Here is a 12,885-nt window from a genome sequence, read left to right on the forward strand (position 1 = left end):
TTCATAATACATTTCCAAAGAAATACCCTCGGCTTGTAGAGATACGGGTCGGGGGTATTTCTTGTTGACCGTAGGGGCTGGCGTGGAGTAGAATATATAGGAAAACGTTTTCCAAATAAATCGGGGAGGAATTTTGAAGTGAAAAATGTTGTATTTAGGCGGGTGTTAGCTCTATTGGCGGCAGTAGTAATGTCTTTTACCCTGTTATCAGAGCTGAGCTTGTCAATCACAGTAAGAGCAGATGAGGGAGTTACACTCAAACTTCACTATCACAGAGATGATGAACAGTACGATGGCTGGGATGTATGGATGTGGCCTGACGGCGGAGAAGGCGAGGGAATTCCGTTCGAAGATGAGGACGGAGAGATGGTTGCAACATATAGCGTTCCTGCAGGCAAGACCAAGGTTGGCTATATCGTAAGAACGCAGGACTGGGACAAGGATGTTGATATGGATCAGTTCATTGATCTTTCTGAGGTTGTCTCGGGCACGGTTCACGCTTATGTGGAATCGGGAGTTGAAGGCTGCGAAAAAGAATACGGGGAGGATGTAATGACCGGAACTAAGCTTAAAAGCGCTGTTTATGACGGCGATAAGACAATAAAGATTGAACTTACGGGCGAGATTGATGAGTCTTTGCTTGATACTTTCTATGTCAGCGGACGACTTGGAGATGTAGAAGTGACAAAGGCTGAGCTTTCTGAGAAGGCTTCAGATACGCAGTATTTCTATGATCTGACGATAGGGGATGTGCTTGATCCTAACAGAAATTACAGGCTTGGCTTTGATGGTCAGGAGTTTCCTGTAAACATGCCTATTGTATATTCTACGAAGGAATTTGAAGATCAGTACACTTATGAGGGAGATGACCTCGGCGCAACAGTTTCGGCAGATAAGACCGTGTTCCGCGTATGGGCACCGACTGCTGAGAGCGTATCAGTGAATTTATATGAGTCCGGCGATCCCTGGAAAAAAGACCTTGTAGAATCCGTCGAGATGACGGCAGGCGATAAGGGTACATGGGTGGCAGAAGTTTCTGAGAACCTTGCTGGTACTTATTATACATATACTGCGGTTCTTGACGGACTGAATGTGGAAGCCTGCGATCCTTATGCCAGAACTACAGGTGTAAATGGCAAAAGAGCTATGGTAATTGATCTTGATTCAACCGATCCGGAAGGCTGGGCGGATGACAAGAATCCACACGCATCAGAGAGTATGACCGATGCTGTGATCTACGAACTGCACATTCGCGATTTTTCCGTGGATGAGAATGGCAACATGGCAAATGCAGGCAAGTATACTGCATTTACTGAGACGGGAACAAAGACTGAAGGCGGAAATGCTACGGGTATTGATTACATCAAAAGCCTTGGAGTGACTCACGTTCACCTTCTGCCTTTCTATGATTTTGGTTCTGTTGATGAGAATGATGAGAGCAGCGAGCGCTTTAACTGGGGATATGATCCTGTTAATTACAATGTTCCGGAGGGGTCATATTCGACCGATGCCCACGATGGAAATGTCAGGGTAAAAGAGGCTAAGGAGATGGTTAAGGCTCTTCATGACAATGGGCTTTCTGTTGTTATGGACGTTGTTTACAATCATGTTTACAGTGGAAAAGACTTCTGCGTAAACCGTCTTGTACCGGGATATTTCTCAAGAATAAATGCAGACGGAACATATTCAAACGGCTCAGGCTGCGGAAATGACACTGCTTCAGAGAGAAGCATGGTAAGAAAATACATTGTTGACTCAGTATGTTACTGGGCTGATGAGTATCACATTGATGGATTTAGATTTGACCTTGTGGGACTTATCGATGTGGATACAATAAACGAAATTGTGGAGAAGGTTCACGAGACACATCCTGATGTCATATTCTATGGCGAAGGCTGGAGCATGAATACGGATGTGACCAAGGAGAATGTTGTAATGGCAACTCAGCAGTCTTCTGAGAAGACACCGGGCTTTGCTTATTTCAACGACAATATACGTGATGGCTTAAAGGGAAGCGTGTTCAGTACCTCGGAGGTAGGATGGGCATCAGGAGCAAGAAATGCAGAGAGAGCAATGACAGCATCTTTCCTTGCAAGCGAGACCTGGTCCAAGAATCCGTCACAGATCATTCAGTATGCATCCTGCCATGACAACAACACTCTCTATGACAGGATTGCAGGATCAAGAACGGATTTAGATGAGGAGTCCTGGATAAAGATGAGCAACCTTGCAGCCAGCTTTTATCTGACCGCAGAGGGTGTACCTTTTATGCAGGCAGGTGAGGAGATTCTGAGAACCAAGGTTAAAGAGGATGGCTCTTTTGACTCAAACAGCTATAGCTCAGGGGATGAGGTGAACTGCATTAAGTGGGAGAACCTTGATGATCCGGGGTATCAAAAGAACCTGGAATTCTATAAGGGACTGATAGCATTTAGAAAAGAGCATGCGCTACTGAGGCTCTCTTCAGCGGAAGATGTGTCAGCTAGAGTTAAGGCTGTCGAGGGACTTGATAAGAATGTACTGGCATTTGTGATGGACAACTCAGATAAGGCTCTGGAGGGTGAGAGCGCAGAGCAGATATTCCTTGCGTTTAACCCAAATGAGACTGAGACTGTTGTGGCTCTTCCTGAAGGAAACTGGAATGTGTATGTTAAGGGTGCACAGGCCGGTACTGAGGTTATAGAGACTGTATCGGGAAGTGTCACGGTAGAGCCTATATCGTCTGTTGTGCTTGTTAAAGGCGACGCAGGTAAGGCCGGTGTCGATAAGGCTGGCGCGAAGAATAAGGCAGTTGTTCCGATCATTGCAGCAATTGCCGGAGTAGCAGCCATCGCCATCGCACTGTTCCTCAAGAATAAGAAGAAAAAATGATCCCTAGGGACGGAGTCAGGGGCTCATTTTTTGATTCAATGGGTGAGTCAATGGGGACGGTTCTCATTGACTCCTTTTTACATGCTTGAAGACTGACATGGCTGAAAGTGCATCACAAATCCACCAATAGAGTAAAGTTGGTTGGAGCTTGTTTTTGAAATGCATCACAAAAATTTTCCTATGGGAAAATAGTTGGAAATTACAAAACTTATGTTTTGGAAAATTTCTAAATATTTGATGTCTAACGTTTTTCCTACATCACAGCACATGGCCTACGGATGTCTTGTGATGCACTCATGTCATCAGAATTGAAAATCCAATTTGCGAATTCCAACTATTTTTAATATAGAGAAGAGTTGTGGGGTGGTCGAAATCACGTTTCCAATCAACGTACAAAATATGGCACTATGTGATGTCATTTTGAGTCAAACTGAAACGTCCCCGCTGACTCATTTCTAATGGCGTAGACTTTTTGGGAGGTTTATGGGATAATTTAGAAGAATTTTTTCAAAAAGAGAAGTATCGGGGAGGGGAACCTATGACGCTTACATCTATTTGTCAGAAGGCCTTTGAGGCCAAGTATGAAGTCCAGAATCTTTCCACTGAAATTAAGAATAAGGCTCTTAGAGCGGTTGCTGAGCAAATTGTTGCCGACGCGGACAGCATAATTGCAGCCAATGAGATTGACCTTGCGCATGCAAAAGAAAACGGAATGCATCCGGGTATGATCGACAGACTTACATTAAATGATAAAAGAATTGAAGCTATTGCAGAGGGACTTAGGCAGGTAGCTGATCTTCCTGATCCTATCGGGGAAGTTATGGAGGAGTTTACCCGTCCTAACGGAATGAAGATTAAGAAAGTAAGAGTTCCCATGGGAGTAGTGGGAATAATCTATGAGTCAAGACCAAACGTAACTCCTGATGCCTTTGCGCTGACCTTTAAGTCAGGAAATGCAGTGATCTTAAAGGGCGGAAGCGACTGCATCAACAGCAATATTGCAATCACCAAGGCCATCAAGAAGGCACTGGAAGATAGTGGAGTAACACCGGAGGCTATCCAGCTTATCGAAGATACCAACAGGGCTGTGACTAAAGAGTTCATGACCATGAAGCAGTATGTGGATGTGCTTATCCCAAGAGGAAGCGCAGGCCTTATCAGAGCAGTCACAGAGAATTCCAACATCCCTGTAATCGAGACGGGTACAGGAAACTGCCACATCTACGTGGATATGGATGCTGACCTTGAGAAGGCAATCCCAATCATTATAAATGCCAAGACCCAGAGAATCGGAGTCTGCAATGCAGCAGAATCACTGGTTGTTCATGAGGATATAAAGGACAAGTTCCTTCCTCTGTTCTCCAAGGCAATGAAAGAGCACAACGTAGAGGTAAGAGCAGATGCTGATAGCAAGCCCCTCATCGAAGGCTCAATAGATGCCACAGAAGAGGACTTTGGAAAAGAGTATCTTGACTACATAATCTCAGTTAAGACAGTAAAGAACGTGGACGAAGCAATTGCCCACATCAACAGATACAACACAGGCCATTCAGAGTGTATTGTAACAGAGAACAAGGAGACAGCTCAGAGGTTCCTTGACAGAGTTGATGCTGCCTGTGTATACGTCAATGTCTCAACAAGATTTACAGATGGATTTGAGTTCGGACTTGGTGCAGAGATCGGCATCAGCACTCAGAAGCTCCACGCTAGAGGACCTATGGGGCTTAAGGAACTTACTTCCTACAAATATGAGATAACCGGAGAGGGGCAGATCAGAGGATAACCATGAATCAGAATGAACTTTTGGATGCTAAAAAGCACATAATAAGAATATCCAGAGATCTTCACGAAATCGGACTCCTCGTAAGGACCTGGGGAAATATCAGCAGCAGAGTGGATGATGACCACATGCTCATCACACCCAGTGGAATCAAGTACGAGGACCTTACTCCGGAGATGATTGTACAGGTCAATATAAATGATTTTTCTTACGAGGGAGATTACAAGCCTTCGAGCGAGCTTAAGGTTCACGCTGCAGCTTACAGGATCCGCAAGGACTGCGGCTTTATTGTTCACACACACCAGGTATTTGCTACCTGCGCAGGAACACTTGGAATCAAGAAAGTGTTCTCATATTTTGATGATGAGGATGTGACAATTCCCGTAGCGCCTTATGCGATGCCGGGCACAGACAAGCTTGCAGAGAACGTATCAAGAACACTTAAGAAGTATTCGGATGCAAACGGAATCATCATGGCTAACCACGGAACACTCTGCCTTGGTTCAAACTCCAACGAGGCTGTCTTTCAGGCAGAAATGATGGAGTCCGCCTGCAACGATTTCCTTATTGATGTCTGCAAGATGGATATGACTCACGGTGTGGAGTACGGTTATAACTCCCGCAGAGAGGGCGATACAATAGTCTATGATCAGCCCGATACACCTGAGAGAGTAAAACGTATCCACGAGCAGATCTACGGAAAGCGCCCTGACGTTAAATTCATAAAGCACAACAAGTCAGAGGCAGCGCTCATGGTTTCAAGACGCGCCAATCATATGAAGCCTCTTCTGGATGACTTCGCTCAGCTCATCGGCGTTGGAGTTAAGATCCCAAGCAATGAGGGCGAGATCTACCACAATATCAAGAAAAATGTCAACGTAGTATTTGCCCCCAATGACGGTGCATACTGCATGGGTTCAACCGAGGATGACGCAGAGGCAGTAGCAATGGTCCTTGATAAGGGCTGCATCGCATACATTGCCGTAATGCGCAATGGAGAGGGACATTACCTGTCACTCTTTGAGTGCATCAAGATGAACAGACATTATCGCAAGTCTTACTCAAAGCTTGCAGATATCGAGAAATAAGGAGAAGCAGGTATGATAAAAAGACCTGAATATATAAAGCCCGGAGATACTATAGGTGTTACTGCGCCTTCCTTTGGGCCGTCAATCGAGCCCTACAGTCTCATGTATCCTCTGTCAAAAGAGAACATCGAAAGCCGCGGCTACAAAGTCATCGCCGGAGAGACTGTCTTTAAGAATGACGGACTTGGCATCAGCACAGATCCCAAGATTACGGGAAAAGAGCTTATGGACTTCTACAAGAGAGAAGACATAAATGCCATTATTTCCGCAGGTGGCGGAGAGCTCATGTGCGAGACCATCAGCAATATGGACTTTGATGAGCTTAAGGTCTATAAGCCAAAGTGGTTCATCGGCTATTCCGATAACACTAACTTTATTTTCCCACTTGTAACAATAACCGGAGTCCAGGGAATCTATGGACCTTGCATAAATGGCTACGCCAAGAAATGGGAAGAAACAGAATATGATTCCTTCGCACTCCTTGAGGGAACCAAGAGCTCTTTTGACGGATATAAGCGTTTTGTAAATCCTGAGCTGGAAGGCCCGGGACCGGATGTATATACTGATGAGTATCTGCGTGCACCATATGCATTTAACGACGACAGAGAGCTTATCATCTACAAAAATAAAAATGGTGAACTGAAGCGTTCAGAAGAACAGGTTGAAATGAAAGGTATACTCCTCGGTGGATGCCTTGATATTCTCGTAAACTTATGCGGAACAAAGTTTGACCACATGAAGGATTTTGTAAAAGAGAACGATAATATCATCTGGGTTCTTGAAGCCTGCGATCTAACACCTATGTCTATCAGAAGAAGTCTTTGGAATCTAAGAGAAGCCGGATGGTTTGACTCTGCATCCGGATTTGTATTTGGCAGACCGGAAACATCCTGGAAGCAGAACATGATGGGCGTTGATCAGTACAACGCAGTAACGGACATACTTGGGTCTCTTGGAAAAGACATTATAATGGATGCGGAGATCGGTCACATCGATCCCATGCTTCCCGTTGTTATGGGTGCAAGAGCAAAAATAAGCGTAAATTCTGATAATATCCATATCGAATATTCTGATATGTAATGCCGTATTCATGTTGTTTAGAAATATTTTATGTGCAATATCGATAATATGTAATTATAATAAAGGTGATTATTGCAGAAATCTATGTAAAAACATGAACGGAGGTAGTTTTTATGAATAAAATCATGAAGTGTTTGACAGGAGTGTTACTTGGGACGCTGCTAATCGCAATGCTTCCGGTAAACAAGGCTTATGCTTATAGCGAGCAGCTGTGGATGGACTTTGGTGAGACAACAATGTCAATTCCTGCAGGATCTTCACATACCATGTGGTTTTTTAGTGAATTTGATTATACCTATTTTGTTGAAGGCGCAACAAGTGATGCGACTTATTGCGAATGCTCATTTAGATCAGGGACTGAGTATGTAACCTTCCATATTGGAGAAGATGAACAGGGTAAAAATGTCTTTTTCCACTTTTATGGCAATGATGAGAGACTTGCATCAACCGATGCACATGACTGTGTAGAGGTATATGTCCAAGATATAAAACCTGTAAATACAACGCTGCCTGTTACATTAGCAAAAGGTAAAACAGGAAGCCTTGTACAGAACGGCAAGATTTCCATGCTCTATAACGAGAAAGGTGTTGCTATGGCATCATTCTCACTCACTAAAGGCAAGGGCGTTATGGCAAGTTTTGCCCAGAACGGCGTTGTAAGTAACGGAGCTTCTTACTTTAGTGTAACAACCGGCGATAAGAACGCTACACCTGTAATTTCCGAGTCAGATAAGGCTGTTATGCTTGCAAACGGATATGCAGGAGTTTGTATCGACGGAAAATATGTAAACTGGCCTTGAGAAAACACGATAAAACAGGGTCGCTCTTTGCGGAGCGACCTTTTTTATTTGCAAATGTTGTGATAGAATGTGATAAATAGAGCTTTTCAAATATGCTTTTTAGGAGGCACCACGGTGGCAGCAAAAGATAAGTATGTAGCCTATGTGTCGAGCTATACATCAGGCCTTGGCACTAAATACGGAATCAGAATTTATGATGTAGATCTTGAAAAGGGAAGATTGTATGAGAAGCAGAAGGTTGAGATCACCAACTCTTCTTATATCGGAATATCACACTCCGGCAATACACTTTATTCAATAACAGATGACGGAGTTGAGGCATACCATATACTTGATGACGGAAGTCTTGAGTTCATCAATGAAGCTTCCATCAACGGAATGCGTGGATGTTATCTCAATGAGGATCAGAAAGACAACTTCCTTGTTACAGCAGGCTATCATGACGGTAAGGTAACAATCCTGAGACTTAATAAGGACGGAAGTATCGGTGAGATCACCGATGAGAGATATCACAAAGGCCTTGGAACAGCAGCAGGACGTAACCACGTTCCTCATGTTCAGTGCATCAAGGTTTCCAAGGACAACAAGTATGTACTTGCAGCTGACCTTGGAATGGACAGAGTAAATATCTATTCACTTAACTATGAGACCGGCAAGATCAAAGAGGTTGACGTCATCCACTGCGATCAGGAGTCATCGCCAAGACATATGCAGTTCTCCAAGGACGGTAAGTTCCTTTACGTGTGCCTTGAGCAGAAGTGTGCAATAGATGTATATGAGTATCATGAAGAGAACGGAATGCCTGAATTCAACAAGATTCAGGAGGTATCAAACTCAGATGAGTCAGATTCCATCGGTGTAGCCTGCAGTGCACTTTCATTCTCAGAAGATTATAACTACCTTGTAAGCTCCACAGCAGGAGAGAACAATGCTATCGTATTCAAGGTAGATAAGGAGACCGGACTTCTCACCAAGAAGATACAGCTTCCTGTTGCGGGAGAGTATCCTAAGGATGCAGCTCTTTTCCCTGACAACAAGCATCTGATATCACTTAACCATGAGTCGGATTCACTTACATTCTTTACAGTTGATATGGACAAGGGAACTATGGTCATGAACGGACCTGAGCTTCCTGTATCAAGACCTAACTGTATTGTGTTCCACAAGCTTAATAAGAAATAAAAACATGAGGGTAGTCGATTTAGTTAAGACTACCCTCATTTTTATCTGTATCTTATTTGTTTTTGTAAAAGCTGATGATCGGATCAACTGTCGATGTTATGTTGGAGATCATAAGATCAAGGATTGTCAGAGCGCACATGCTCTCAACTACTACGACAGCCCTTGGAACAACCACGGGATCGTGGCGACCCTTGATGTTTATGGTGATATTCTCGCCGCTGTTGTTGATTGTCTCCTGAGTGGATGCGATGCTGGGAGTCGGCTTAAAGTAAGCTCTTATCACAATCTCGCTGCCGTCAGACATTCCGCCGAGGATTCCGCCGCTGTGATTGGTCTTTTTAGTGATATGGGAACCGTTGTTTTCAAAAGCATCGTTGTTCTCAGAGCCCTTTATCTTGGAAGCGTTTATACCATCACCGATTTCAACGGCCTTAACAGCGCCGATGCTCATGATGGCCTGAGACAGGAGAGCGTCAAGCTTGTCAAATACCGGTTCTCCTACACCTGCCGGAACACCTGTGATCCTGCACTCAACAACTCCGCCGAGGGAATCCTTCTCCTCACGGGCCTTCTCAATAAGAGCCATGGCTTTTTTATCAGCATCAGCATCGGGCATGGCTGTGGGAGTGATAAGCCTTGTGTTTTCATCAAACTTATCATAGTCGATCGCTACATCGCCGATGGATTTGGTATAAGCGCAGACCTTAACCCCCATTATATTAAGGAGTTTACTGCAGATGGAACCGGCTGCGACTCTTCCGATGGTCTCTCTTCCGGAAGAACGTCCGCCTCCGCGGTAGTCCCTGAAGCCATACTTTTGATCATAGCCGTAATCAGCATGCCCCGGGCGGTAGTAGGAAGCAATCTCGCTGTAATCCGCTGAGCGCTGAGAAGTGTTTTTTACCAAAAGAGATATCGGTGTTCCTGTGGTCTTGCCTTCGAATATACCGGATAAGATCTCCACAAGGTCATCTTCCTTGCGGGAAGTGGTTGCGGTGGAAGTTCCGGGCTTGCGCCTGTCAAGGAACTTCTGGATGTCCTCCTCATTGATATCAAGGCCTGCAGGGAAACCGTCAATAACGCACCCCAGGGCCTTTCCATGGGACTCGCCCCAGGTTGAAACTCTGATGTTCTTGCCTGTAATTGATCCTGACATAAAGCTCTCCTTAGTAGTAATTTTATTTCGTTAAAATGAGTATAAAGGAATTTTTAGGCCAAAATTAGTGAATTTTGTGTTAATTAGTTATATAATTGTATGGTAGTTTTCTGTAATTTGCAATAAATATCCGGAATAGTGGGGTTTCCGAGATGAATGCCAGTAACTTACAAATGAAGCTTACCTATAGAAATAAGGTAATCTCCAGGGTTGAGAAATTTAATAGAAAGCATAAGGCTTTTTCCTTTTTGGGACTTGCCTATGCCATGATTGCCATAACGCTTTACAACTTTTTGTTCTATTTCTACAGAAATGCCAAGAGGTTTACATGTCTTGCGTGTATCATTCTTTTCTTTGTTTCAAGCAGTAGCTTTTCTTATCCGGCTATGTCTTTAAACATCAGCTTTGCTGCCAATACTGAGATAGATGAGAATATAGAACAGGCTCCGGAAGTTCTTTCACAGGAGGAAGTTGCAGAGTCAGATGCTGAGCTTGTAACAGCACAGGATGTGGATCTGGAAGTACTTCAGGAGGCCAGCGAAGTGGTTAACCCTGATGCGGCTGAGATTGATAACATGGTTTCTGTATCTGAGATCCTCGATGCAGATATTCCCGTTGAAACAGATGCAGAGGAGTCAAGAACTCTTTTGTCCCAGGGTGCGGAAAAAGTTACATTTAGCAGCGATGACTGGAAGCTCATTCTTGTTAACAAGCAGCATCCGATCCCTGACAACTATGAGTTCAACCTTGGAACTATCAGTGGAAGCATGCAGTGCGATGAGAGAGTAATCTCACCTCTTTTTGATATGCTCAAGGCTGCAAGGGCTGATGGCGTCAATCTTATCGTATGCTCACCCTACAGAGACTTAGGCAGACAGACAATGCTCTTTGGCAACAAGGTCGACAGATATATGGGCGGCGGAATGAGCTACATGGATGCTTATAACCTTGCATCCCAGGCAGTAACCGTTCCCGGATCATCTGAGCACCAGATTGGTCTTGCTATTGATATCATCACTGACGGCTATTCATCACTGGATGAGGGTTTCGGAGAGACGGCTGCCGGCAAGTGGCTTGCGGATAACAGTGCAAAATACGGATTTATCTTAAGATACCCTTCAGGAAAAGAGGAGATCACAAGTATAGAATATGAGCCATGGCACTTCAGATACGTAGGTGTCGATGCAGCCGGTGTGATCACAGATAACGGCCTATGCCTTGAAGAGTTCTGGAATTTATATGTTGAATAAGTAAGAGGAATTTATGTACAAGATTTTAAAGAAAGAAGGAAGTGCCAAGAGAGCTGAGTTTACTACTGTTCACGGTGTGATCCAGACTCCCGTATTTATGAATGTTGCCACAGTTGCAGCAATAAAGGGCGGCGTTTCCACAGAGGACCTTGAGGGAATCGGAACTCAGGTAGTCCTCTCCAATACTTACCATTTGCATTTAAGACCGGGGGACGACCTCGTCTATCGAATGGGTGGATTGCACAAGTTTATGAGCTGCAACAAGCCTATTCTGACAGATTCGGGCGGATTTCAGGTCTTTTCTCTTGCAAAGACAAGAAGAATAAAGGAAGAAGGCGTCTATTTCCACTCGCACATTGATGGCCACAAGCTGTTCATGGGCCCTGAGGAGAGCATGAGGATACAGTCACACCTTGGCTCAACCATTGCCATGGCCTTTGATGAGTGTCCATCTGCCAAGGCAGAGCATGAATATGTGCAGATGTCGGTGGACAGGACCACGAGATGGCTTAAGAGATGTAAGGCTGAGATGGACAGACTCAACAGCCTTCCATACACAGTCAATCCACATCAGATGCTCTTTGGAATCAATCAGGGAGCAATCTTTGATGATATCAGGATAGAGCATGCCAAGGTCATTAGAGATCTTGATCTGGACGGTTATGCTGTAGGTGGTCTTGCTGTAGGTGAGAGTCACGAGGAGATGTACCATGTGCTTGAAACTGTGGTTCCTTTCCTCCCTGATGATAAGCCTACTTACCTGATGGGCGTTGGAACACCGGCTAACATTTTAGAGGCGGTAGAGAGAGGCGTAGATTTCTTTGACTGCGTATATCCAAGCAGAAATGGCCGTCACGGACACCTTTATACAAACAGAGGTCACATCAATATCATGAATGCAAGGTATGAGATGGATGATTCTCCGATTGAGGAAGGCTGCCAGTGTCCGGCTTGCAGAAGATATTCAAAGGCTTACATCAGACACCTTCTTAAGGCTGGTGAGATGCTTGGCATGAGACTCTGCGTACTGCATAATCTCTATTTCTATAATCACATGATGGAAGAGATAAGAGATGCCCTGGATGCAGGCAAGTTCGCAGAATACAAGAGAGCCAAACTTGAAGGAATGCAGGAGTTTGACGGCAATTCGGTAAAAGATGCTTACAATATTGCTAAAAACTGGAGAAAGGGTTAAAAAGCTTGAACTTGGCTACTCTTTTTAGTATTATTGATGGGTGTATATTATTTTTTTAAGGTATGGAGGAAGTTATGGGTTTACTTTTAACAAGTGAAGCAACAGCTAATACACAGAGTATCATTTCAATGGTTCTGGTTTATGCCGCAGTAATCGCAGTTTTCTATTTCCTGTTCATGCGTCCGCAGAACAAGGAAAAGAAGCAGAGAGCACAGATCCTTTCATCTCTGGCTATTGGGGACAGCGTTAGAACAACAGGCGGATTCATCGGAACAGTCATCGACATCAATGATGACATGGTAATCGTTGAGTTCGGTAACAACAAGAACTGTCGTATCCCTATGGTTAAGGAAGCAATTGTTGAGGTTGAAAAGCCGGAAGACGCGGTTGTTTCAGCTAATGATACTTCTGATTCGAAAAAGAAGTAATATTTTTCATGTCTTTTAAAGCCTGGTTGGGACTGTCCCAATCGGGCTTAATTTC

The 12,885-nt window shown here is 44.3% G+C and carries 10 protein-coding genes; 9 read left to right on the plus strand and 1 reads right to left on the minus strand.

Annotated elements, in window-relative coordinates:
* Positions 1-174 precede the first annotated feature (174 nt).
* The 6 genes from pulA to G633_RS0101465 all read left to right on the plus strand — a co-directional run bounded on the left by pulA (position 175) and on the right by G633_RS0101465 (position 8,801).
* Positions 175-2,871 (plus strand): type I pullulanase, encoded by a 2,697-nt coding sequence (gene pulA, locus G633_RS0101440; protein ID WP_242838808.1) that lies wholly within the window; start codon positions 175-177, stop codon positions 2,869-2,871.
* Positions 2,872-3,409: 538 nt separating this feature from the next.
* Positions 3,410-4,654, plus strand: a complete 1,245-nt coding sequence (locus G633_RS0101445) for a glutamate-5-semialdehyde dehydrogenase (RefSeq protein WP_022767292.1) — start codon at positions 3,410-3,412, stop codon at positions 4,652-4,654.
* 2 nt (positions 4,655-4,656) lie between these two features.
* Complete coding sequence (locus tag G633_RS18970) at positions 4,657-5,739, plus strand: class II aldolase/adducin family protein (RefSeq protein WP_022767291.1); 1,083 nt, start codon at positions 4,657-4,659, stop codon at positions 5,737-5,739.
* Positions 5,740-5,751: 12 nt separating this feature from the next.
* Positions 5,752-6,819: a S66 family peptidase gene (locus tag G633_RS0101455; protein ID WP_022767290.1), complete on the plus strand. Its 1,068-nt coding sequence runs from the start codon at positions 5,752-5,754 to the stop codon at positions 6,817-6,819.
* Between the two features lie 113 nt (positions 6,820-6,932).
* Complete coding sequence (locus G633_RS0101460; RefSeq protein WP_022767289.1) at positions 6,933-7,619, plus strand: hypothetical protein; 687 nt, start codon at positions 6,933-6,935, stop codon at positions 7,617-7,619.
* A 114-nt stretch (positions 7,620-7,733) separates the two neighbouring features.
* The gene (locus G633_RS0101465) at positions 7,734-8,801 is read left to right on the plus strand and encodes a lactonase family protein (RefSeq protein WP_022767288.1); all 1,068 of its coding nucleotides are present in this window, start codon (positions 7,734-7,736) and stop codon (positions 8,799-8,801) included.
* Between the two features lie 52 nt (positions 8,802-8,853).
* On the opposite strand, the gene aroC is transcribed toward G633_RS0101465, so the two are convergent.
* The gene (aroC, locus tag G633_RS0101470) at positions 8,854-9,957 is read right to left on the minus strand and encodes a chorismate synthase (RefSeq protein ID WP_022767287.1); all 1,104 of its coding nucleotides are present in this window, start codon (positions 9,955-9,957) and stop codon (positions 8,854-8,856) included.
* 173 nt (positions 9,958-10,130) lie between these two features.
* Between aroC and G633_RS18975 the strand changes: the two genes are divergently transcribed.
* From G633_RS18975 to yajC, 3 genes are all read left to right on the plus strand, one after another.
* Complete coding sequence (locus G633_RS18975) at positions 10,131-11,207, plus strand: M15 family metallopeptidase (protein ID WP_207638097.1); 1,077 nt, start codon at positions 10,131-10,133, stop codon at positions 11,205-11,207.
* 13 nt (positions 11,208-11,220) lie between these two features.
* Positions 11,221-12,402 carry a tRNA guanosine(34) transglycosylase Tgt gene (tgt, locus tag G633_RS0101480; RefSeq protein ID WP_022767285.1) on the plus strand — a complete coding sequence of 394 codons (1,182 nt, stop codon included), beginning with the start codon at positions 11,221-11,223 and terminating at the stop codon, positions 12,400-12,402.
* Between the two features lie 74 nt (positions 12,403-12,476).
* Positions 12,477-12,830, plus strand: coding sequence for a preprotein translocase subunit YajC (yajC, locus tag G633_RS0101485; protein WP_022767284.1), 354 nt, complete (start codon positions 12,477-12,479; stop codon positions 12,828-12,830).
* Positions 12,831-12,885: the final 55 nt, after the last annotated feature.

This window comes from Butyrivibrio sp. FCS006 (genome assembly GCF_000424525.1).
Classification (GTDB): Bacteria; Bacillota; Clostridia; order Lachnospirales; family Lachnospiraceae; genus Butyrivibrio.